The organism is Kitasatospora sp. NPDC093806 (assembly GCF_040683335.1).
Lineage (GTDB): Bacteria > Actinomycetota > Actinomycetes > Streptomycetales > Streptomycetaceae > Kitasatospora.
Genome location: NZ_JBFBDO010000013.1, coordinates 53,171 through 73,562, shown reverse-complemented (window position 1 = coordinate 73,562; position 20,392 = coordinate 53,171). Strand labels below are relative to the sequence as shown.

General features: G+C 74.6%; 17 protein-coding genes. 4 read left to right on the top strand and 13 right to left on the bottom strand.

Features of this window, described 5'->3' with window-relative positions; translation table 11 throughout:
• Nucleotides 1–38 precede the first annotated feature (38 nt).
• From AB0N76_RS10345 to AB0N76_RS10335, 3 genes are all read right to left on the bottom strand, one after another.
• Complete coding sequence (locus AB0N76_RS10345) at nucleotides 39–1,355, bottom strand: deoxyguanosinetriphosphate triphosphohydrolase (RefSeq protein ID WP_363555257.1); 1,317 nt, start codon at nucleotides 1,353–1,355, stop codon at nucleotides 39–41.
• Between the two features lie 159 nt (nucleotides 1,356–1,514).
• On the bottom strand, nucleotides 1,515–2,549 hold the full coding sequence (locus AB0N76_RS10340) for an SGNH/GDSL hydrolase family protein (RefSeq protein WP_363555255.1): 1,035 nt from the start codon (nucleotides 2,547–2,549) through the stop codon (nucleotides 1,515–1,517).
• A 174-nt stretch (nucleotides 2,550–2,723) separates the two neighbouring features.
• Nucleotides 2,724–3,668 (bottom strand): PAC2 family protein, encoded by a 945-nt coding sequence (locus AB0N76_RS10335; protein ID WP_363555253.1) that lies wholly within the window; start codon nucleotides 3,666–3,668, stop codon nucleotides 2,724–2,726.
• Between the two features lie 722 nt (nucleotides 3,669–4,390).
• On the opposite strand from AB0N76_RS10335, the gene AB0N76_RS10330 reads away from it, so the two are divergent.
• Entirely contained in the window at nucleotides 4,391–5,119 is a 729-nt protein-coding gene (locus tag AB0N76_RS10330) for a GNAT family protein (RefSeq protein WP_363555251.1), read from the top strand.
• A 3-nt stretch (nucleotides 5,120–5,122) separates the two neighbouring features.
• Here AB0N76_RS10330 and AB0N76_RS10325 read toward each other — a convergent pair whose 3' ends face one another.
• The gene (locus tag AB0N76_RS10325; RefSeq protein ID WP_363555249.1) at nucleotides 5,123–6,358 is read right to left on the bottom strand and encodes an ADP-ribosylglycohydrolase family protein; all 1,236 of its coding nucleotides are present in this window, start codon (nucleotides 6,356–6,358) and stop codon (nucleotides 5,123–5,125) included.
• A 112-nt stretch (nucleotides 6,359–6,470) separates the two neighbouring features.
• On the opposite strand from AB0N76_RS10325, the gene AB0N76_RS10320 reads away from it, so the two are divergent.
• Complete coding sequence (locus AB0N76_RS10320; protein WP_363555247.1) at nucleotides 6,471–7,472, top strand: hypothetical protein; 1,002 nt, start codon at nucleotides 6,471–6,473, stop codon at nucleotides 7,470–7,472.
• 30 nt (nucleotides 7,473–7,502) lie between these two features.
• Here AB0N76_RS10320 and AB0N76_RS10315 read toward each other — a convergent pair whose 3' ends face one another.
• The 8 genes from AB0N76_RS10315 to AB0N76_RS10280 all read right to left on the bottom strand — a co-directional run bounded on the left by AB0N76_RS10315 (nucleotide 7,503) and on the right by AB0N76_RS10280 (nucleotide 16,600).
• Nucleotides 7,503–7,817: a transcriptional regulator gene (locus AB0N76_RS10315; RefSeq protein WP_363555246.1), complete on the bottom strand. Its 315-nt coding sequence runs from the start codon at nucleotides 7,815–7,817 to the stop codon at nucleotides 7,503–7,505.
• Nucleotides 7,817–8,287 carry a hypothetical protein gene (locus AB0N76_RS10310; protein ID WP_363555244.1) on the bottom strand — a complete coding sequence of 157 codons (471 nt, stop codon included), beginning with the start codon at nucleotides 8,285–8,287 and terminating at the stop codon, nucleotides 7,817–7,819. The genes AB0N76_RS10315 and AB0N76_RS10310 overlap by 1 nt, the downstream gene beginning before the upstream one ends.
• A gap of 108 nt (nucleotides 8,288–8,395) precedes the next feature.
• Nucleotides 8,396–8,935 carry a ribonuclease gene (locus AB0N76_RS10305; protein WP_363555242.1) on the bottom strand — a complete coding sequence of 180 codons (540 nt, stop codon included), beginning with the start codon at nucleotides 8,933–8,935 and terminating at the stop codon, nucleotides 8,396–8,398.
• Between the two features lie 236 nt (nucleotides 8,936–9,171).
• Entirely contained in the window at nucleotides 9,172–11,925 is a 2,754-nt protein-coding gene (gene ppdK, locus AB0N76_RS10300; protein ID WP_363555327.1) for a pyruvate, phosphate dikinase, read from the bottom strand.
• Nucleotides 11,926–12,445: 520 nt separating this feature from the next.
• The gene (dusB, locus tag AB0N76_RS10295) at nucleotides 12,446–13,552 is read right to left on the bottom strand and encodes a tRNA dihydrouridine synthase DusB (protein WP_363555325.1); all 1,107 of its coding nucleotides are present in this window, start codon (nucleotides 13,550–13,552) and stop codon (nucleotides 12,446–12,448) included.
• A 335-nt stretch (nucleotides 13,553–13,887) separates the two neighbouring features.
• Nucleotides 13,888–14,733, bottom strand: coding sequence for a DUF4097 family beta strand repeat-containing protein (locus tag AB0N76_RS10290; protein WP_363555240.1), 846 nt, complete (start codon nucleotides 14,731–14,733; stop codon nucleotides 13,888–13,890).
• Between the two features lie 2 nt (nucleotides 14,734–14,735).
• Nucleotides 14,736–15,380: a response regulator transcription factor gene (locus tag AB0N76_RS10285; RefSeq protein ID WP_363555238.1), complete on the bottom strand. Its 645-nt coding sequence runs from the start codon at nucleotides 15,378–15,380 to the stop codon at nucleotides 14,736–14,738.
• Nucleotides 15,368–16,600 carry a sensor histidine kinase gene (locus AB0N76_RS10280; protein WP_363555236.1) on the bottom strand — a complete coding sequence of 411 codons (1,233 nt, stop codon included), beginning with the start codon at nucleotides 16,598–16,600 and terminating at the stop codon, nucleotides 15,368–15,370. Before AB0N76_RS10280 ends, AB0N76_RS10285 begins: the two co-directional genes overlap by 13 nt.
• Before the next feature lie 134 nt (nucleotides 16,601–16,734).
• Between AB0N76_RS10280 and AB0N76_RS10275 the strand changes: the two genes are divergently transcribed.
• Nucleotides 16,735–17,412 (top strand): hypothetical protein, encoded by a 678-nt coding sequence (locus AB0N76_RS10275; protein WP_363555234.1) that lies wholly within the window; start codon nucleotides 16,735–16,737, stop codon nucleotides 17,410–17,412.
• A gap of 443 nt (nucleotides 17,413–17,855) precedes the next feature.
• Here the strand turns inward: AB0N76_RS10275 and AB0N76_RS10270 are convergent, their stop codons facing one another.
• Nucleotides 17,856–18,743 carry a helix-turn-helix transcriptional regulator gene (locus AB0N76_RS10270; RefSeq protein WP_363555232.1) on the bottom strand — a complete coding sequence of 296 codons (888 nt, stop codon included), beginning with the start codon at nucleotides 18,741–18,743 and terminating at the stop codon, nucleotides 17,856–17,858.
• A 101-nt stretch (nucleotides 18,744–18,844) separates the two neighbouring features.
• Between AB0N76_RS10270 and AB0N76_RS10265 the strand changes: the two genes are divergently transcribed.
• The gene (locus AB0N76_RS10265; protein WP_363555230.1) at nucleotides 18,845–20,329 is read left to right on the top strand and encodes an MFS transporter; all 1,485 of its coding nucleotides are present in this window, start codon (nucleotides 18,845–18,847) and stop codon (nucleotides 20,327–20,329) included.
• Nucleotides 20,330–20,392 lie beyond the last annotated feature (63 nt).

Sequence of the window (20,392 nt, the reverse complement as noted above, 5' to 3'; positions counted from 1 at the left end):
TCCGCCCGCCCGCCGTCACCTCCGGGCCGGGCCCGCCGTCACGTCCAGGCCGCGCCGACCAGCTTGCCGTGCAGGGCCAGGGCGGAGGCGTCGGTGAGGGTGGCGATCTGGTCGATCACCGCGCGCAGGGCGGCCCGGTCGTCCTCCGCCTCGTGGTACTGCGCGGCGAACACCGGGTCCAGCCCCTCGGGCGCGCGCTCGTTGAGGACGTAGGCCAGCTCGGCGATCACGATCCGCTGCCGGGCCCGGAGCTGGGCCTGCTCGTCGCGCTGCATCACGAACCGGACCGCGACCGCCTTGAGCACCGCGCACTCCAGCCGCACCTCGCGCGGCACCACCAGCTCGGCCCCGTACCTGGTCAGCCGGCCGGGGCCGTAGCGGGCCCGGGTGGCCTGCTCGGCGGCCAGGCAGAACCGGCCGATCAGCTGGCTGGTGAGGTCCTTCAGCCCGGCCCGGGCGCGGGCGGTGCCGTCGTACGAGCGCGGCCACCACTCCTGGGCGAGCAGCCGGTCCAGGGCGGCGGCCAGCTCCTCGGGCTCGGCGTCCCGGGCGTAGCGCTCGGCGACCTTGAACAGCTCGGCGCGCTCGCTCGGGGCGTGCAGCACGGCCGGGTCGATGTGGCCGGCCTGGAGGCCGTCCTCGACGTCGTGGGTCGAGTAGGCGACGTCGTCGGACCAGTCCATCACGGTGGCCTCGAAGCACTTGCGCCCGGCCGGGGAGCCGGCCCGCAGCCAGCGGAACACCGGCAGGTCGTCGGCGTAGACGCCGTACTTGGGCGAGGCCGGGTCGGTGGGGTGGGCGCCGTGCGTCCACGGGTACTTGGTGGCGGCGTCCAGCGCGGCCCGGGTCAGGTTGAGGCCGACGCTGCGGCCGGGCCAGGGGGCGAGCCGGGCGGGCGTCTCGTCCTGCGGGGCGAACCGCTTGGGCTCCAGGCGGGTCAGGATGCGCAGCGACTGCGCGTTGCCCTCGAAGCCGCCGCAGGCCTCGGCGGCCTGGTCGAGCGCCTCCTCGCCGGTGTGGCCGAACGGCGGGTGGCCGATGTCGTGGGCCAGGCAGGCGGTCTCGACGAGATCCGGGTCACAGCCGAGGGCGGCGCCCAGCTCCCGGCCGACCTGGGCGCACTCCAGCGAGTGGGTCAGCCGGGTGCGGGGGAAGTCGCTGCGCATCGGGGCGACCACCTGGGTGGTGCCGGCCAGCCGGCGCAGGGCGGCGGAGTGGAGCACGCGGGCGCGGTCGCGCTGGAACCCCGTGCGGCCCGGGCGTTTGTCCGGTTCGGGCACCCAGCGGGCCTCGGCGGCGCGGTCGTACGGGTTCGGAGTCGGGGCGGCGGTGAGGCGGTGCGCGGTGTCATCCATATGAGCCTCACGGTACGCCGCGCCTCCGACAGCGGAAGTGTGCCGCGCGCGACGGCGCGTGGGCCGGGGCGTGAACCCTTGGCCGTGCGCCGGGCGCGCCGGGCGGGTCGGGCGGGTCGGGCGGTGACGGCCCGCCCCTGCCCCGTCCGCCCTGCCCCGTCAGCCCCGGACCGCCTTGAGGACAGCCGCGGCGGCCCCCTCCTGCCCCCTGGCGTTCGGGTGGATCGCCGCCAGGCCGTGCGCCGGGAACGGCGGCTCCACCCAGCGGGCCTCCTCGCCCGCGCACATGTCGTGGCCCGCCGAGGGCGCCGCCAGGTCCACGAAGACCGCGCCGGCCGCCTCCGCCCGCCGCTTCAGCATGGCGTTGAGCTGCTGCTCCTTCTCCACCAGGAAGCCCAGGTCGGCGCCGGCCACGGCGGTGCCCAGCACCGGGACGCAGCCCGCCGGGTCGGCCGGCAGCAGCGACGGGTAGCCGACCACGTAGACCCGGGCCTGCGGGGCGCGGCGCCGGACCTCCTTCAGCGTCTCGCCCAGCCGCTCGCCCGCCGCGTCCACCTTGCGCTGCACCTGGTCGCCGCCGCCCGCGACCGCGTACGAGTCCCGGCACGGCGACGGGGCCCGGTCGGAGCCGACCAGGCCCTTGAGCGCGTCCACCAGGTTCTCCTTGGCGCACTGGCCGACGACCTCCATGAACCCGGCGTCGTTGCCGCCGATCCCGACCGTCACCAGCCGGGTGGCGGGGGTGAGCGCGTCCAGCTGCGGCGGGTTGGTGCCGCCGTCGGTCGACTGGGCGCCGGTGAGGTCGCCGGTCCGGGCGCCGCTGCAGCTGACGTCGCGGAACTGCGCCTCCGGCAGGCCGAGCGCCCTGGCCACCAGCGACGGGTAGTTGACCGACGAACGGGCGCAGCCCTTCGGCTCCCCCACCTGCGGGCTGATCTTCAGGCCCGCCGTGTAGGAGTCGCCGAGCGCCACGTACGGGCCGGTGGGCCGGGGCGTCGGGGTCGGCGTCGGGGTGGGCGTCGGGGTGGGGGCGGCCGTGCGCGCCGGTCCGGCGGGGGCGGCCGACCCGGCCGCGGCGCGCGCGGTGTCGGTGCCGGACGAGCCGGAGCAGCCGGCGACCAGCACGACGGCGAGGCCCGCGGTCAGCGCGCCGGCGAGCGCGCCGCCGGGGCGCACCGGCCCCGGGCCGCGCATGAACCTCGGACGTACCGGCGTCGGGCGTACGGACAGTGGCACGGGATCCCCCCGGGTAGGAGCCGTTGGCGTTCTTCCCACGACAGCCCGTCCCCCGGGCACCGCAGTGCCCAACGGACGGGCTCGCCGGATCGCTCCCGCCCGGGGCGGGGAATCCGCGGTACCGGCCCCGGCCTACTCCGGCCCGCGCTCGTGCTCGGCCAGGAACTGCTCGAACCGCCGGCCCAGCTCGTCCGCCGACGGCAGGTCCACCGGCTCGGCCAGCAGGCTCTCCCAGCCCTCGGCGCCCGCCACCGCGTCGTACTGGCCCTCCATGCCGCGGATCGCCGAACGCAACTCGCCGTCGCCGTGCGCCAGCTGCTCCTCGATGTCGGCGTAGACCTCGTCCACCCGCTCGCGCAGCAGCGTGCCGGGCAGCACCAGCCCGGTCGCGGACTGCACCGCCTCCAGGATCAGCACCGCGGCCGCCGGGTACGCCGAGCGCGCCACGTAGTGCGGCACGTGCACGGCGAAGCCCAGCACGTCGTGCCCGGCCTCGGCGAGCCGGTACTCCAGCAGGGCCTGCGCGCTGCCCGGGACCTGGGCCTGCTCGAACCACTGCGGGTAGCCCGCCGCGAGGTCCAGCCGGTTGCCGTGCGGGGTCAGGCCGACCGGGCGGGTGTGCGGCACGCCCATCGGGATGCCGTGGAAGTCGAGCGTCAGTCGGACGTCGAAGCGCTCCACCAGCTCGCGGACGGCCGCGATGAACCGCTCCCACTCGACGTCCGGCTCCGGGCCGGTGAGCAGCAGGAACGGCGAGCCGGCCGCGTCGTGGACCAGCTGGAGCAGGATCTCCGGCGGGTCGTAGGACTGCCAGTGCTCGCGGTCGAAGACCATCGCGGGGCGGCGGGCCCGGTAGTCCACCAGGCGGTCGTGGTCGAACCGGGCGACCACCTTCGGCTCGCCGGTCTCCAGCAGGTGGTCGACCACCTGGGCGCCCGCCTCACCGGCGTCCATGAAGCCCTCGAAGTGGTGGAGCAGCACCAGGCCCGCGCCGGTGTCGGCCAGCGCGGCCCTCGCCGCGGCCACGGCCGCCACGCCCTGCTGGTCCAGCTCGTACAGCGCCTGGGGATCACGCACCGCTCACCCACACCCCGTTTCCCTACTCGTCGCAGCTCGCTGCGCGTCGTCCACCGCCGGTCGGACTCGTGCCCGGCTCTCCTCGTGCAGCGTGCGGGGCGCCGCCGGAATTCCCGTCGCCCCCGGGTACGTTTCCCGCCATCGCCGCCGGGCCGGCGGCCGCCGGCGGGCGTTCGGCGCGCCCGACCGCGGGCCGACCGGACCATGATCGCACCCAGCGGGAAAACCCCTGGTCAGGAGCGGGCGGACGGCCGATCCGGGCCGCTCGGGGCCTGATCCGGCGGCCATTCGTGTGCCGCGAAGTGACGCACCGCCTTCTGGCGGGTATCGTCCTCTCGCTGCCTCGCATCGTCGCGTCGTCGTCACGTCGTCCGTAACGCCGTCGATCACGTCCCGGACCGGTGCTCGGCCAGCCACCCACGACGCATCTTGCCTTCACCTGGCCGCCTGCTTCCCTTCGCGCTCTCGTTTCCTCTTCGGCCATCTCGCGGACGCACACTGTCCCCTCGCTCAGCCCGCCGGACCGGTCCGTGGACCCGTGTCCGTTCCGGCACCGCGCTGCCCGTCTCCGGGCCGTCGCCCCCCGCCCCGCCCGACCGGACCTCCGGCGTGCACGGGTACCGGTGGGCGCACTCCGGGGCGGGGCGAACCGTCCACCGCTGATCCGAGCCGCATCCCGGCGCGGGCCAGCGCCCTCCGACCGATGAAGGACCGAAGGTTCCGTGCCCGTACCTGTCATCCTCACCGGCCGCACCGTGCGGCTGGAGCCCCTCGCCGCGCACCACGCCGAGGCCATCGCCAAGGCCGGCGCCGAGGACCGTACGACTTACGCCTTCACCCCCGTCCCGCACGGCCTGGAAGCGGCCCGGGAGTACATCGCCCGCGCCCTCGCCGACCAGGCCGCCGGCCGCTCGCTGCCGTTCGCGACGGTGAGCCAGGCGGACGGCCGGGTGGTGGGCTCCACCCGTTTCCTGGAACTCGATTACTGGCGGGGCCCGCTGGTGTGGCCGCCGGTGCCGGGCGTGCCGTTCGGCGATCCGGCCACCGCCGTCCCGGACGCCGCCGAGATCGGCAACTCCTGGCTCTCCCCGCGCGCCCAGGGCAGCGGCATCAACACCGAGGCCAAGCTGCTGATGCTGCGCCACGCCTTCGAGGCCTGGGGCGTGCAGCGGATCTCGCTCCGCGCCGACGCCCGCAACCTGCGGTCGCGGGCGGCCATCGAGCGGCTCGGCGCGACCTCCGAGGGCGTCCGCCGGGCGCACTCGCGCGGGTTGGACGGGGTGGTCCGGTCCACCGCGTTCTACTCGATCCTGGACGCCGAGTGGCCGGCCGTCCGGGACATCATCGAGCTCCGGATCGCCGCCGCCACCTCGCCGAGCGCCCCGGACCCGGCGATCAACCAGGAGTGCCTTAGACACGGCGGCGGCGCCGGGCACCTGATCACGGCCTGACGGTCAGGATCCGGTTCCGGCGGCGGCCCGCAGCAGGCGGGCCAACAGGTCGGTGTTCCGGCCGTCCCCCGACTCGGGCGCGCGACTGCGGCACGCCTCGACGACAGCGGACACCGGACGCCACCCGTCCCGGCCGGGAGTGATCGTCAGCTCCCAGCCGGGGCGGCCGTCGGCGTCGCACAGCCGGAGCCGGCCCTCGTGGGTGCGGACCCGCCAGCGGCCGTCCGGGCCGTCCGCGACCGCCCCGGTCCGGAGCCGCCGCCACTGCTCGTCGGTCCACACCACGTCCGGCACCGGACACGGCCGGGGCGCCGACAGGTCCGGCGCCCCCGCGACACCGCCCGGCTCGGGGAAGGCCCAGGCCGGCAGCGGCTCGCGGGCGGCCAGCCAGGCGGCGGGGATGCCCGCCGTCCCGGTGCGCGCGGCGACCACGCCGCCGGTGATCGCGGCCACGGTGTCCATGTCCCCACCCGCGCCCACCGCCTCCCAGACCGCCCCGGGGTAGTCGGTGAGCCGGCGGGCCGCGCACCAGAGCGCGTACGGCACGGTGTCGGCCGCGCTGGTCCGGCTGCCGTTGCCGAGCACCCGCGCGACCACCCGGAAGTCCGGCTCCCCGAGCAGCGCGAGCGCCTCGGTGAGCCCGTCCCGGACGGCCCCGGCCGGTGTGAGATCACGCACGCTCTCCAGGTAACCCCCCGGCGTCACCGGCCCGCTCCGCGCCCGCACCGCACACGCCGCCGCCACGGCCACGGCGACCGCCCCGGCCACCGCCTGCGGATGGGTGTGCGTGATCACCGCGGTCGCGGCCGCCGGCTCCACCACGGCGGCCGGGTCGTCCGCGTACGCCGCGCCGAGCGGGGCGACCCGCATCGCGGCGCCGTTGCCGAACGACCCCTGACCGTCGAACAGTTCCCCGGCCAGCGCCCGCGCGTCACCCCCCTCCCGGATCAGCCGCAGCAGCCGGTTGGCGGCCGGCCCGTAGCCGCGGTCGAAGTCGTGCCGGCGGGCGAAGGCGTGGGTGAGGTCGAAGGTGTCGACGGCGCCGCGCTCGGTGTGCGCGGCGTACACCGAACAGGCCATCTCGGTGTCGTCGGTCCACGGCCAGGGGCCGGGCGGGGCGGTGCGGACGGTGAGGTGGGTCCGCGCGGTGGCGGGGACGAAGAACTGGGCGCCGAGGGCGTCGCCCACGGAGAGGCCGTCGAGGGCGTCGAGTGCGCGGGTGGGGTGAGTGGTCGTCATCGCCGGCCAGCTCAGCGGTTCGGCGGACGGTTCGTCAATCCCGTTTGACCGGGGGCACCCCCGGCGGGCGATGTTCCGCATACCGCCGAACCGGGCGGGAAGCACCCAGGGCATGACCCGTGCCACCGGCTTCGTCGACCCGCTGCTGCTGCTCGGCGCTGACCAGCAGCACATCGCCACCCGCGCCCAGCTGCGCGGGCTCGGCGTGCCGTCCGGCACCATCGCGCACCGGCTGCGGCCGGGCGGGCCGTGGCAGCAGGTGCTGCCCCGGGTGATCTGCCTGCAGACCGGGCGGTTGACGGCGCATCAACGGCTGCGGGCGGCGCTCGCGTACGCCGGCCCCAAGGGGCGGGCCGCGGTACCGGCCGGGGAGGTGCTGCTGACCGGGGCGGCGGTGCTGGCCGACGCCGGACTGCCGTCCGCCGGGCACCCCGCCGACCTCACCGAGGTCGACGTGCTGATCCCCGGGCCGCGCCGGGTCGCCGACCACGGGTTCGTCCGGATCCACCGGGCGGGCGGGGCGATGCCCGGCGGCTTCGAACGCGACGACGGGCTCTGGAGCACCTCGGTCGCCCGGGCCCTGGCCGACCTCGCGCCCCGGGAAAGCGGACGGCGCCGGTTCCGCGCGCTCTGCGCCGAGGCCGTCCAGCGCCGGCACTGCGAACTCGGCGAGCTGCTGGACCAGTTGCTGGCCCGGCCGGACGCCCTCGAACTGCCCAGGCTGGCCGGGGTGGTGGAGGAACTGACCGCCGGAGTGCGGTCCGTGGTCGAGGGCGAGGCCCGGGACGCGGTGCGCGGCGCCGGGCTGCCCGAGCCGCTCTGGAACCCGGTGCTGTTCCTGGACGGGCGGTTCCTGGCGGTGCCGGACGCCTACTGGCCGCGGGCCTGCGTCGCGCTGGAGATCGACTCCCGGGCCTGGCACCTGCGCCCGGCCGACCACGAGCGGAGCCTCACCCGGGCCAACCGGCTCACCGCCGCCGGCCTCCCGGTCGTCCGCACCACCCCGCTCCAGCTGCGCCGCGACCCGGCGCCCGTGCTGCAGGAGCTGGCCACCCTGCTGGCCGGCGGCCCGCACGGCCCGCACTCCCGGATCAGCTGGCGCCGCGCCCGCTGAGCGGCGTCCGTCCGCCCGTCGGTCAGTCAGTCAGGAGGGTTCGTCGACGGCGGACCCGGCCGCCTCGGCGGCGGCGACCAGCCGCTGGAGCTCGGCGAGGTGCTCGGCCAGGGCCCGGCGGCCGGCCCTGGTGACGGAGAGCCAGGTGCGGGGCCGCTTGCCGACGTAACCCTTCTTCACCTTGAGGTAGCCGCCCTCCTCCAGCGCGCTCGCGGCCTTGCTGAGCACCGAGTCGGACACCTGGCAGTAGTCCCGGACGGCGGAGAACTCGGCCTCGATGCAACCGCCGAGGAACGCCACCACGGTGAGCCGGGTGGGGTGCTGGAGCAGCGGATCGAGCGCCATCAGAGCGTCACCGCGTCCCGGCGGATCCGGGCGTTGAGGCGCTCCATCCCCAGCCAGAACAGCGCCCCGGCGGTGACGCCGGCCGAGCCGAACACCCAGCGCGAGTCGGCGCCCAGCGCCCAGACCAGGGCGGCCACCGCCAGGGCGCCCGCGAACACCCGCACCACCACGAAGGTCGCCTGACCGCCGTAGCCGGGCGTCCAGCCCCTCGCCACGCCGCCGCGGCGGGTCACCACGGAACCGAGCGCCCCGCTGAACGCCGCGAAGCCGGCGCCCAGCACCCCGGCCATCCAGCTCACATCGGCCCACAGCGCGAATCCGAGCGCGATGCCGTAGAGCGAGAAGCCGACCGCGAAGGTGACGCCGTACCAGGTGGGCATCGTCTGGGGTGCCTGCGCCGCGGCGCGCGCCCGCTCGGCGAGGTGCAGTGCTTCGGCCGCGGGCAGCGCGCCGGACGTGGAGTCGCTCATGGAAGTCCCCCTGACGATCGGCGCCCCGGTGGCGCGCCTCGGTGATTCCACTATGGCATCTACTTTCTGGAATGGAAAGTACTTTCAGCGCCCCGGGTCCAGCCGGGTTCAGCAGCGGGAGTCGATCTCCTGGAAGGTGGCGTAGTGGTCGGCGGTCCAGTACTGCTCGCCGGAGTCGCCGGTGACCACACGGCGGGCGCCGCGGTCGGCGGAGCCGGGGGTGACCACGGTGAACTCGTGGTAGTAACCGGAGGCCTTGCGCGGGAGGCGGCTCTCGCGGTTCTCGAAGACGATGCCGTCCGAGCGGTAGGGGTACGGGCCGCCCTTGGCGATCAGGCCGAGGGTGTCGGCGGCCTGGCTGGGCAGCTTGGTGCGGCAGACGTCGGCCAGCGCGGGGTCGGTCGGCACCCAGGTCGCGGTCGCGGCGGGGGTGGCGGGGGCCGCGGAGCCGCCCGGCGGGGTGGGCTTGGGGGCGGCGGACCGGGTGGCGGCGGTCGCGGAGGTGCTCGCGGATGAGCTCGCGGAGGTGCTCGCGGCGGCCTTGGGGGCGCCGGCGCCGCCGTCGTCGGAGACGAGGTACCCGACCACCGCGGCGAGCGCGAGGAGCAGCACGGTCAGGCCGGTGAACAGGCGGTTTCTGCTGGTCATGGGCCACAGCTTGGCAGCCGGCGGGGCCGTGGCGGGCGAGCCACACGCGTGGTGGCAGCCACACCCGCCGGGGAAACGCACGCGGCCGGGGCGGGTACGGACGCCATTGTCCGTTCCCACCCCGGCCGCCTCACGTACGCCGGTTCTCCTGCGCCGAGCTCCGGTGTACGCCCCTCCCCGATGGAGGGGACGCGGTCAGCGTTCCGGCCGGGCCGAGGGGCTCAGAGCCCTCGGCCTCAGCGCGAGTCGCTGCCCGCAGACTCGATGGCGGCGCGGCCGGCCTCCAGGCGCGCCACCGGGATCCGGAAGGGGGAGCAGGAGACGTAGTCCAGCCCCACCTCGTGGAAGAAGTGCACCGACTCCGGGTCGCCGCCGTGCTCGCCGCAGACGCCGAGCTTGAGGTCGGGGCGGGTGGCCCGGCCGGCCTGGACGGCGTGCTTGACGAGCGCGCCGACGCCGTCGCGGTCGATGGTCTCGAACGGGGAGACCCCGAAGATGCCCTTCTCCAGGTAGGCCGTGAAGAAGGAGGCCTCGACGTCGTCGCGGGAGAAGCCCCAGACCGTCTGGGTGAGGTCGTTGGTGCCGAAGGAGAAGAACTCGGCGGCCTCGGCGATCTGGCCGGCCGTCACGGCGGCGCGCGGCAGCTCGATCATGGTGCCGAGCTTGATGTCCAGCCGGACGCCGGTGGACTGGGCGACCTCGGCGAGGACGCGCTCGCACTCGTCGCGGACCAGCTCCAGCTCCTGGACGGTGCCGACCAGCGGGATCATGACCTCGGGGCGCGGGTCCCCGCCGGCCAGCTTCCGCTCGGCGGCGGCCTCGGCGATGGCGCGGACCTGCATGCCGAACAGGCCGGGGATGACCAGGCCGAGGCGGACGCCGCGCAGGCCGAGCATCGGGTTCTGCTCGTGCAGCTTGTGCACCGCCTGGAGCAGGCGCAGGTCGTTCTCGTTCGGGTCCTTGCGGGCCTCGGCGAGGGCGACGCGCACCGACAGCTCGGTGATGTCGGGCAGGAACTCGTGCAGCGGCGGGTCGAGCAGGCGGACGGTGACGGGCAGTCCGTCCATCGCCTGGAAGAGCTCCAGGAAGTCGCCCTTCTGCAGCGGCAGCAGGGTGGAGAGCGCGGCCTCGCGGTCCTTGTCGTTGTCCGCGAGGATCAGGTGCTCGACCTCCTTGCGGCGCTCCTCGCCGAGGAACATGTGCTCGGTGCGGCACAGGCCGATGCCCTGGGCGCCGTAGCGGCGGGCGCGCCCGCCGTCCTCGGCGCCGTCGGCGTTGGCGCGCACGGCGAGCCGGCGGCGGCCGTCGGCGTGCGACATCAGCCGGTGCACGGCCTGGACGAGGCCGCCCTGGACGTCGGCGCCGGCGTGCAGGGTGCCCTCGAAGTACTCCACCACCGCGGAGGGGAGCACGGGCACCTCGCCGAGGTAGACCTTGCCGGTCGCGCCGTCGATCGAGACGACGTCGCCCTCCTCCAGCACCAGGCCGTCGGCGGTGGTCATCCGGCGGCGCTTGGTGTCGACCTCCAGCTCCTCGGCGCCGCAGACACAGGTCTTGCCCATGCCGCGGGCGACGACGGCGGCGTGCGAGGTCTTGCCGCCGCGCGAGGTGAGGATGCCCTCGGCGGCGATCATGCCGTCCAGGTCGTCGGGGTTGGTCTCACGGCGGACCAGGATGACCTTCTCGCCGGAGCGCGACCACTTCACCGCGGTGTAGGAGTCGAAGACGATCTTGCCGATCGCGGCGCCGGGCGAGGCGGCGAGGCCCCGGCCGATCTGCTTGGACTCGGCGTCGGGGGCGAAGCGCGGGAACATCAGCTGGGAGAGCTGGCCGCCGGTGACCCGCATGAGGGCCTCGTCCAGGTCGATCAGGCCCTGGTCGACCAGCTGGACGGCGATCCGGAAGGCGGCCGCGGCGGTGCGCTTGCCGACCCGGGTCTGGAGCATCCAGAGCTTGCCGCGCTCGATGGTGAACTCGATGTCGCAGAGGTCGCGGTAGTGGTTCTCGAGCGTCTGCATGATCGCCATGAGCTCGTCGTACGACTTCTTGTCGAGCTTCTCCAGCTCGGCCAGCTGCAGCGTGTTGCGGATGCCGGCGACGACGTCCTCGCCCTGGGCGTTGGACAGGTAGTCGCCGTAGACGCCCTGGGCGCCGGTGGAGGGGTCGCGGGTGAAGGCGACACCGGTGCCGGAGTCCTCGCCGAGGTTGCCGAAGACCATGGTGCAGACGTTGACCGCGGTGCCCAGGTCGTTCGGGATGCGCTCCTGGCGGCGGTAGAGCCGCGCCCGGTCGCCGTTCCAGGAGTGGAAGACGGCGTGGATGGCGAGGTCCATCTGCTCGCGCGGGTCCTGCGGGAAGGCCCGGCCGGTCTCGCGCTCGACGATGCCCTTGAACTCCTCGACCAGCTGCTTCAGGTCGTCGGCGGTCAGGTCGAGGTCGTTGACGGTGCCCTTGGCGTGCTTGGCCTCGTCCAGGGCCTCCTCGAACAGCTCGCCGTCGACGCCCAGCACGGTCTTGCCGAACATCTGGACCAGGCGGCGGTAGGAGTCCCAGGCGAACCGCTCGTTGCCGGACTGCGCGACCAGGCCGGCCACCGAGACGTCGGAGAGGCCGATGTTCAGGACGGTGTCCATCATGCCGGGCATGGAGAACTTGGCGCCCGAGCGGACCGAGACGAGCAGCGGGTTGTCGGCCTGGCCGAGCTTCTTGCCCATCTCCTGCTCGAGGGCGTCCAGGTGGGCGCTGATCTCCTCGTGCAGCGAGGTGGGCTCGCTGCCGGTCTCCAGGAAGACCTTGCAGGCCTCGGTGGTGATGGTGAACCCCGGAGGAACAGGGAGGCCCAGGTTGGTCATCTCGGCCAGGTTCGCACCCTTGCCGCCAAGAAGATCCTTGAGGTCCTTGTTTCCTTCAGTGAAGGAGTAAACAAACTTCTGCTGGGACGCCACGGGTCTGTTCTCCTCGCACACGGTTGCCCTGACGCCGGAGAACATACCCATTTCGAAGGCACTTCCGCGCTGCCAATAGGCCGTACGTGGCCAGGATCGGCAAGTAACCCGATAGATCCAATGCGCGTAAAGGCGTTCACCTCTGGTGGTGAAATCGTCCGGATGACGCTAGCGAGCGTTCAACTCTTGAAGGCGGGGAAACCGGAAGATCACACGACCGGAACGCAGGGTAGCGGTCGACGGTCCGGCCTGACGGACCGGCTTGATTTCCTGCACCCTCAGTGGCCGATCCGCCGTCGCACCCCTTCGGGAAGCGATCCACCTCCGACTTGTTCATTTCGTCCTGTCGGCCGGCTTCGGCGGCCAGGGTATGTGGCAAGCGTCACGAGCACATCTCACCGATCGAGCGTAGGTCGACTCCGCCCATCGTCGCACTCCGTCCAGAAACGTGCCCGCTCCGTGACATTCGAATGCCAAAAAGGAGCCCTCTTGGCCAGATTGTCCAAGAGGGCTGGGATGGGGTGGCAGGCGACCCCGAGGGGTCGTTTTTGCCGGTCCGTCTAGATCATCCGCCAGAGGTGTCCGATTCGGCGTCCTCGCCCGGCCGAGCACAGTCGTACGGATCGTCCAACCAGCCCTCCGGCAGAACGACCCGGTTGTTGCCGCTGGTCCGCCCGCGCGGGCCGTCGGCCCCGGCCGGCCAGGCCTGCGACTGCTCCACCAGGGCCAGGGTTTCGGCCAGTTCGGCCAGCGAGGACGAGTTGGCCAGCTTCACCCGCAGCTCCGAACCGACCGAGAAGCCCTTGGTGTACCAGGCGACATGCTTGCGGAAGTCGATCACACCGCGGGCCTCGCCGCCCAGCCACTCGCCGAGCAGCTGCGCGTGCCGGACCATCGCCCGCGCCACGTCGGCGAAGGTCGGGCGGGCGTAGTCCACCTCGCCCTCGAAGATCGCCACCAGGTCCTTGAACAGCCACGGCCGGCCCAGGCAGCCGCGGCCGACCACCACGCCGTCGCAGCCGGTCTCGCGCATCATCCGCACCGCGTCGTCCGCCGACCAGATGTCCCCGTTGCCGAGCACCGGGATCCCCGCCGGGACGGCCTCGCGCAGCCGGGCGATCGCCGACCAGTCCGCGGTGCCGCCGTAGTGCTGGGCGGCGGTGCGCCCGTGCAGGGCGATCGCGGAGACGCCCTCCTCCGCGCCGATCCGGCCGGCGTCCAGGAAGGTGAGGTGGTCGTCGTCGATGCCCTTGCGCATCTTCATGGTCACCGGCAGGTCCCCGGCGTTGGCCACCGCCTCGCGCAGGATCTCGCGCAGCAGGTTGCGCTTGTACGGCAGCGCCGAGCCGCCGCCCTTGCGGGTCACCTTGGGGACGGGGCAACCGAAGTTGAGGTCGATGTGGTCGGCCAGGCCCTCGTCCGCGATCATCCGGGCCGCCTTGCCGACGGTCACCGGGTCCACGCCGTACAGCTGGATCGAGCGGGGCTTCTCGCTCGGGTCGAACTTGATCAGCTGCATGGTCTTGGCGTTGCGTTCGACCAGGGCCCGGGTGGTGATCATCTCCGAGACGTACAGCCCCTTGCCGCCGCTCTGCTCGCGGCAGAGGGTGCGGAACGGCGCGTTGGTGATCCCCGCCATCGGGGCCAGCACGACGGGCGGCCAGACCCGCATCGGGCCGATGGTCAGCGGCGCGAACTCGCCGCCGGGACCGTCGCCGGGGCCGGTGGCCGCGGCGACGTCGGCCGGGACGGCGGCAGTGGCGCTGGCGGTGGCGCTGGCACCGGTGGCCGTGGCGGCGGGGCCGGCCGGGACGCCGGTCGCGGGGGTCGGCTCGGTGGGGGCGGGCGTGGCTGTCATGCGCGGCTGACCTCGGGGACGGCTGGACGGCGGTTCGGGACTCTTCATTGTCCCCCACCCGGCGTAAGGCCCTCCGGAGCTCCGGCCGAGCCCTGGCCTGGGGCAGCCGCCCGGCCCGGCGTCCTCCCCGGCTCGGCTCCCCGGCGTCCTCAGCCCGTCACGTTCAGATCACCGCCCTTCGAGAAGACCGACACCGTGCCGCTGCTCACCGAGATCCGGACCTTGTACGGACTGGAGTGGTCGGCCAGCGTCGGATCGATCCGGCCCCGCGGGGCCGACCCGCCGTCGAAGTCGTAGCGGGAGCCGGTCGGCAGGGCCATGGTCACCGAGCCGGAGGTCACCCCGATGTCCACGTTGTGCGGCGGCACGAGGAAGCCCAGCTCGACCGAGCCGGAGGTCGCGGCCACGTCCAGCTTGGCCGAGCTGAGCTCGCTGCCCCGCACCGAGCCGGAGGTGCTGCGGACGGTCACCGGGCCGGAGAGCCCGGCCAGCCGCACCTCCCCCGAGGTGGAGGCGAGGTCGACCGCCCCGGTCAGCCCGGCGAGGTCGATGACGCCGGAGGACTGCTTGCCCTCCACCGCGACGCCGGCGGGCACCTCCAGCTCGATCAGCGCGCCGCAGCCGAGGTCGGTCACCGGGAGCACCTGGTTGCAGCGCATCCTGACCTCCAGCCCGTCCTGGTCGAAGAGCGCCGAGACGACCGGCTTGCGGATCATCCAGTCCAGGTGCTGGCGGACCACCACCCGGCCCTCCGACCCGGGCCGGATGGTGACCACGGCCGAGCCGGTGTCCAGCCGCACCCTGGTCACGGCCACCGGGTAGGTCCGCTCCGAGTCCGTCCGCTGCTGCACCGCCATCGCCCACGTCTGCACGGCGCCGACGACCAGCGTCACCGTGAGCGCCAGCGTCCCGAACACCTTCCAGCGCCGGCGGCTCTGCCTGGCCCGGGCGGCCCGCTCCGCCGCGCTCTCCACCGCCCCGCCCCCCGTCGTCATCCTCAGCCCACTTCCAGGAAGCGCAGCACCGCCAGCACCCGGCGGTGGCTGTCGTCGGCCGGCGGCAGGTCGAGCTTGGTGAAGATCGAGTTGATGTGCTTGGCCACCGCGCTGTCGCTCACCACCAGGGCGGCGGCGATCGCGGTGTTCGACCGGCCCTCCGCCATCAGGCCCAGCACGTCCCGCTCGCGCGGGGTCAGCCGCTCCAGCGGATCACGGTGGCGGCGGACCAGCAGCTGGGCGACCACCTCCGGGTCCAGCGCGGTGCCGCCCTCGGCGACCCGCTGCAGCGCCTCCACGAAGTCGTCCACATTGGCCACCCGCTGCTTGAGCAGGTAGCCGACCCCGCTGGTGTTGGTCGCCAGCAGGTCGGCGGCGTAGCGCTCCTCCACGAACTGGGAGAGCAGCAGCACCGCGACCCGCGGCCACTGCCGGCGGATCAGCAGCGCGGCCCGCACCCCCTCGTCGGTGAAGCCCGGCGGCATCCGGACGTCGGCCACCACCACCTGCGGCTGGTGCTCCTCGACGGCGGCCAGCAGCGCCTCGGCGTCCCCGACCGCGGCGGCCACCTCGAAGCCCACCGCCTCCAGGACCTTGACCAGACCGACCCTGAGCAGGACCGAGTCCTCGGCGATCACAGCACGCACGGCAACTCCACGGTGATGGTGGTCGGGCCCCCGAGGGGGCTGAGAACGGAGAGGGTGCCGTCGACGGAGGCGGCGCGCTTGCCCAGGCCGGTCAGCCCGGTGCCGCGCGCGGCGTCCGCCCCGCCCACGCCGTCGTCGCTGACGACCAGGCGCAGCCGGCCGCCGACCGTCCGCACCGAGAGGTCGACCCGGGAGGCCCGGGCGTGCTTGGCGACGTTGGTCAGCGCCTCGGAGACGGTGAAGTAGGCGACCGCCTCGACGGTCGGCGCTATCCGCTCGGCCAGCTGGACGTCCAGCCGGACCGGCAGCGGGGCGCGGGCCGCGATGCCGGAGAGCGCCGCGTCCAGCCCGCGGTCCTCCAGCACGGCCGGGTGCAGTCCGCGGACCAGGTCGCGCAGCTCGTCGATGGCGGCCTGGGCCTCCTCGTGCGCCTCGACGATCACCTGCATCGCCGCGGGGGAGGCGTCCTTGAGGGTGCGCCGGGCCAGCCCCAGGTTCATCGCGAGCGAGGTGAGCCGCTGCTGGGCGCCGTCGTGCAGGTCCCGCTCGATCCGACGGCGCTCGGCGTCCACCGCGTCGACCAGGCCGGCCCGGCTCTCGACCACCTCCTCGATCCGGTGCTCCAGCGCCTCCCGCCGGCCCGGACCGAGCATCCGGACCGCGGCCAGCTCGTCCAGCCGGGCCAGCAGCGCGACCGCCCCGGGCAGCACGGCCAGCAGGGCCAGGCCGCCGGCCGTGAGCGGGACGTCCAGCTGGTACCACTGGTGCCGGACCGGGGCGGTGGCCGGCATCAGCCAGGCCCAGCCGAGGACGGTCGAGCCCACCAGGCCCGCTCCCCAGGCGTACACCAGGGCGACCGCGCCGGCCGCGACCAGCGGGCCGACCAGCAGGTGGTAGCCGACCTGACGCCAGCTCACACCGGTGCGCAGCGTGAGCAGCAGGCCCGCCGGGCTCCCGACCGGCCGCAGCAGCGGCGGCACCTCCACCCCGCGCAGGGCGCGCAGCCGGCCGCGCTGGAGGCCGGTGAGCGGGCGGATCAGGAGCAGGAGCAGGCCGAGGACGATCAGCGTCACCACCTTGGGCGCGGTGACGATCAGCCAGGTCGGCAGGGCCAGGGGGATTCCGGCGGCGATGAAACGGGTGTCGCGCCAGACCGCCGCCGACCACGGCGGCCGGGCGGCGCTCCTGGCGAGCGTGCTGCGCAGCGTCGTGGAGGGCATGGCGGACAGCCTAGAGCGGCGTGATCGGCGTCCACCATGAAGGGGAGTGCCGAGAAAAGGTGTAGCTGGGTACACCCCCGATTCGGATTGGTGCACTACCGACAAGGCGGCTCCGGACGACGAGTCTTGACGGCATGACGAGCACCGCATCGCACTCCGCCAACCCGCCGCACGGGCGCCCCGTCCAGGGCGCCGCCTCCGCCGCGGCCGCCGTGGCCGCCCTGGCCGCCGTGGCCGAGGGGCGGCTGCCGGTCGGGCCCGCGGGCCTGCCCGGCGGGCCGGCGTGGTCCGGTGGGCCGGGCGCGCTCGGCGGGCCGGCCGGGCCGGCCGGCCCGTGGTCGGTGCGCAGCGTCGCGGCGGGCCGCGACCGCGGCCGGGCGGCGCTGGAGGTGTACGAGCACGGCGAGTTGGTGGACGTGCTGGTCGCCTCCCGGCTCGGCGGCGGCCTGCTGCGCGGCGCCCGCGCCTGGGCCGGGCCCGGCACGGGTGCGGGGCTGGGCCTGGGTGCGGGGCTGGGCGCGCGTCGGCGGCGGCGGCACGGGCTCGCCTGGGGGCGGCTGCCGAAGGGCGGCACCGTGCCGGTCGTCGGGTTCACCGGTCGGCGGCTGCTCCGGCTGCCCGGGCGGCCCGCCCCCGCCCCCGTCCCGGCCGAGGTGGTCACGGTCGCCGGGGAGTTCTGGCTCGGCTGGGCCGAGGGCGTCTTCGACGGCGTGCTCGTCGAGGCGGCCGGCGGTGCCGCGGCCGAGCGGAGCCCGCTGACCAGGGCCCTCCCGGTCGCTCCGCTCGCCGGACGGCTCGGAGGTGCCCGATGAGGTCGCCCGCGTCGCCCGCGTCGTCCAGGTCGTTCACGTCGTTCAGATCGCTCACGCCGCTCGCCGAGCGGGTGCCGGTGTTCGCCGCGCTGGCGCTGCTGCCCTGGCTGGCCGTGCTCGCGGCGGCCGGCGAGACCGCCTGGGTCGTCCTCGACCTGCTCGAACTCACCGCCCTGCTCTGGCTGGACACCGCCCTGTGCCGCCGCAGCCCGTCCGCCGCCCGGCCCGCCACCGCAGTCGCCCTGCTGCTCGTCGGCGACGCCCTGCTCGACGTCGCCACCGCCGGCCCGGGCCACGAGGTGCTCGCCGCCCTGATGATGGCCGGCTGCGTCGAACTCCCGCTGGCCGCGCTGTGCCTGGCCCTCGGTCTGACCCTGGGCGGCCCCCGGGCCGGCGGCGCCCGGAAGCCCGCCTCCCGCGCCCGCACCCGCCCCGGCCGCCGGTCAGCGGCCCTCGGCCGACGGCAGCCGGGTGGGCAGCCGCGCCACCAGCGCGCGGGTCTCCTCGTCCCTGGGGGTGTAGACGATCATCCGCGAGCCCTGGGTCGGGCCGAGCCAGAAGCTCGTGTAGTCCAGCCGCAGCAGCCCCACCTCCGGGACGAGGAAGCGCTTCAGCCCGTTGCCCGGCCGCAGCACGTCGTGCCGCTGCCAGGCCGCGTCGAAGGCCGGCGAGGCCTTGCGCAGCCGGCAGAGCAGCGTCCGCCAGGCGGGCTCGGCACCGTGCTCACCCATCCCCGACCGGAACCGCGCCACCATGACGTGCCGCTCCTCCTCGTGGTCCACCAGCACTTCGTGGAAGCGCGAGGGGGTGAAGGCCAGCCACATCAGGTTCCGGTCCTCGGGCGGCAGCGCCTCCAGGTCGCCGACGATCCCGGCGTACTGGGCGTTGTGGGCCAGCACGTCGTAGCGGGAGTTGATCACCGCAGCCGGGTAGGGCGCCATCTGCTCCAGCGTCATCCGGACCCCGGGCGACACGGTCGGGCACTCCACCACCGGCGTCGGGTCCTCCGCGCCGGCCAGCGCGAACAGATGGGCCCGCTCGCTCGCGTCCAGCAGCAGGGCCCGCGCCACCGCGTCCAGCACCTGGACGGACACCTGGATCTCCCGGCCCTGTTCCAGCCAGGTGTACCAGGTCACCCCGACGGCGGCCAGCTGCGCCACCTCCTCACGGCGCAGCCCCGGCGTCCGCCGCCGTCCGGTCATCGGCAGGCCCACCTGCTCCGGGGTGATCCGCTCACGCCGGCTGCGCAGGAAGGCCGCCAGCTCGTTCCTCCGGGGATCGGCGGGCGCCTTCGCGGCGGCTACCGTGCTGGTGGCGGTGGTCAGACTCATGCCACCAGCATGCGCCACCCGTCATCCTGTTGCCAGGTACTTCTTATACCTGGATAAGCACACTCTGGTACCAGGGTCCAGTACGCCGGATCGTAGGACCCGTGACCCAGCCACTGACCCTCGCCAAGTCCACGAAGGCTTCCTCGGCCTCACCGTCGTCCGCCGCCTCAGCCACCTCCGCCGGCTCCCCCTCCGCTCCCTCCTCCCCCACCCTCGGCACCGCCGGGTTGATCACCGTCCTGCTCGGGGCCTTCCTCCCGATGCTCGACTTCTTCATCGTCAACGTCGCCCTGCCCACCATCGACCAGGACCTCGCCGCCGGCCCCGCCGTCCTGGAGCTGGTCGCCGCCGGGTACGGCATCACCTTCGCCGTCCTGCTGGTCCTCGGCGGCCGGCTGGGCGACATCTTCGGCCGCCGCCGCCTCTTCGTCGCCGGAGCCGCCACCTTCGCCCTGACCTCGCTCGCCTGCGGGCTCGCGCCCGGCGCCTGGACCCTGGTCGCCGCCCGCGCCGCCCAGGGCGCGTCCGCCGCCCTGCTGATCCCCCAGGTCCTCGGCACCATCACCGCCGCCACCCACGGCGCCCGGCGCGGCCGCGCGCTCTCCGTCTACGGCGCGGTCGGCGGCATCTCGGTGGTGATCGGCCAGGTGCTCGGCGGGATGCTGGTCGCCGCCGACCTCTTCGGCACCGGCTGGCGCTCGGTCTTCCTGCTGAACGTCCCGTTCGCCCTGCTCGCCCTGGTCCTCGCCCTGCGCTACGTCCCGGAGAGCCGCGCCGAGCAGGCCGCCAAGGTCGACGTCGCCGGCACCGTCCTGCTCACCGCCGCGCTGCTCGCCCTGCTGGTCCCGCTGATGGAGGGCCGCGCAGCCGGCTGGCCGCTCTGGTCCTGGGTGCTGCTCGCGCTGTTCCCCGTCCTCGCCACCGCCTTCGCCCTGGTCGAGCGCCGGGCCGAGCGAAACGGCGACACCCCGCTGGTCCCGCCGGCCCTGCTGCGCATCCCGGAGATGCGGCGCGGCCTCGGCATCGCCCTCCCCTTCTTCGGGGGCTTCGGCGGCTTCATGTTCGTCATCGCGGTCGCCCTCCAGCAGGGCCTCCACCTCGGCCCGGTCGCGGCCGGCTGGGCGCTGGTCCCGATGGCCGTCGGCTACTTCAGCGCCTCCCTCTCCGGCCCGCGCCTGATCGGCCGCTTCGGCAGCCGCGTCCTCACCGCCGGCGCCGCGATCCAGGCCCTCGGCCTCGTCACCCTGGCGGTCACCGTCCTCGCCGACTGGGACGCCCTCTCCCCGCTCCGGATGGCCCCCGGCGTCGCCCTCGCCGGCATCGGCCAGGGCCTGATCGGCACCCCGCTGTTCCGGGTCGTCCTCTCCAAGGTGCCCGCCGCGCGGGCCGGCGTCGGCAGCGGTGTCCTCGCCACCAGCCAGCAGGCCAGCCTGGCCCTCGGCGTCGCCACGCTCGGCTCCCTCTACCTGTCGCTCTCCCCGAGCCTGGGCCTCGACCGGACGCTCGCCCTCTGCCTGGGCATCCAGCTGCTCGGCTCCTTCACCGTCCTCTACCTCACCACCCGCCTCCCCCGCTCCATCGGCTGACGGCCCGCCGGCGAGTCTGGGACACACCGCGCGCCGCGACCACCCGCCCCCGGGTGGTCGCGA

What these genes read in the sequence shown, in the direction of transcription:
- AB0N76_RS10345 (WP_363555257.1), bottom strand. Translation starts at nt 1,355, where the DNA reads ATGGATGACACCGCGCACCGCCTCACCGCCGCCCCGACTCCGAACCCG.
- AB0N76_RS10340 (WP_363555255.1), bottom strand. Translation starts at nt 2,549, where the DNA reads ATGCGCGGCCCGGGGCCGGTGCGCCCCGGCGGCGCGCTCGCCGGCGCG.
- AB0N76_RS10325 (WP_363555249.1), bottom strand. Translation starts at nt 6,358, where the DNA reads ATGACGACCACTCACCCCACCCGCGCACTCGACGCCCTCGACGGCCTC.
- AB0N76_RS10320 (WP_363555247.1), top strand. Translation starts at nt 6,471, where the DNA reads ATGACCCGTGCCACCGGCTTCGTCGACCCGCTGCTGCTGCTCGGCGCT.
- AB0N76_RS10315 (WP_363555246.1), bottom strand. Translation starts at nt 7,817, where the DNA reads ATGGCGCTCGATCCGCTGCTCCAGCACCCCACCCGGCTCACCGTGGTG.
- AB0N76_RS10310 (WP_363555244.1), bottom strand. Translation starts at nt 8,287, where the DNA reads ATGAGCGACTCCACGTCCGGCGCGCTGCCCGCGGCCGAAGCACTGCAC.
- AB0N76_RS10305 (WP_363555242.1), bottom strand. Translation starts at nt 8,935, where the DNA reads ATGACCAGCAGAAACCGCCTGTTCACCGGCCTGACCGTGCTGCTCCTC.
- ppdK (WP_363555327.1), bottom strand. Translation starts at nt 11,925, where the DNA reads ATGTTCTCCGGCGTCAGGGCAACCGTGTGCGAGGAGAACAGACCCGTG.
- dusB (WP_363555325.1), bottom strand. Translation starts at nt 13,552, where the DNA reads ATGCGGGTCTGGCCGCCCGTCGTGCTGGCCCCGATGGCGGGGATCACC.
- AB0N76_RS10290 (WP_363555240.1), bottom strand. Translation starts at nt 14,733, where the DNA reads ATGACGACGGGGGGCGGGGCGGTGGAGAGCGCGGCGGAGCGGGCCGCC.
- AB0N76_RS10280 (WP_363555236.1), bottom strand. Translation starts at nt 16,600, where the DNA reads ATGCCCTCCACGACGCTGCGCAGCACGCTCGCCAGGAGCGCCGCCCGG.
- AB0N76_RS10275 (WP_363555234.1), top strand. Translation starts at nt 16,735, where the DNA reads ATGACGAGCACCGCATCGCACTCCGCCAACCCGCCGCACGGGCGCCCC.
- AB0N76_RS10270 (WP_363555232.1), bottom strand. Translation starts at nt 18,743, where the DNA reads ATGAGTCTGACCACCGCCACCAGCACGGTAGCCGCCGCGAAGGCGCCC.